The organism is Flavobacterium chungbukense (assembly GCF_020805785.1).
In the GTDB taxonomy this organism is placed as follows: Bacteria; Bacteroidota; Bacteroidia; order Flavobacteriales; family Flavobacteriaceae; genus Flavobacterium; species Flavobacterium chungbukense.
Genome location: NZ_JAJGZV010000015.1, coordinates 28,443 through 29,049 on the forward strand (window position 1 = coordinate 28,443; position 607 = coordinate 29,049).

Genomic DNA, 607 nt, shown 5'->3' on the forward strand with positions numbered 1-607 from the left:
CTGTGAATGTTCCGCTTGGGGCGTAAGTAAGCTGTCCGGCCTGTGCAGGCGTAAGAACCTGTCCAGCTGCTACAGCCGTTCCGTTCAACGCTAAAGTTCCGTGAGATGGTAATGTCACAACTGTATATGAAGCAATTGTTCCATCTGAATCAGTTGCAGTCAGAGCTTTTATTGCCGTTGCCGCTACACTTGAAGGTACTGCTGTATTTGTATCATCGTTTGCAATTGGCGCATTGTTACCAATCGTGATAGTAAATACCGCTGATGCTGATACCGCTCCGATGTTATCAGTCGCAGTAAAAGTGAAACTATCATCACCTGTGAATGTTCCGCTTGGGGCGTAAGTAAGCTGTCCGGCCTGTGCAGGCGTAAGAATCTGTCCAACCGTTACAGCCGTTCCGTTTAAGGCTAAAGTTCCGTGTGACGGTAAAGCCACAACTGTATAAGAAGAAACCGTTCCGTCTGTGTCTGATGCCGTTAAAGGATCAATCGCCGTAGCTGAAGCTGTTGAAGGTATCACAGCCGTATTAACAGCTGCATTTGCTGTCGGCGCGTTATTGCCAACTGGAATCGTAAACGTCGCAGGCGTTGCATCCGAAGCTCCGCT

Annotated in this window: 1 protein-coding gene; it reads right to left on the reverse strand. The window is 48.6% G+C overall.

Translation table 11 applies throughout. From position 1 onward, the window contains the following. Positions 1-607 (reverse strand): Ig-like domain-containing protein (locus LL966_RS22925; RefSeq protein ID WP_229356501.1); only part of this gene is annotated, 607 nt, incomplete at both ends.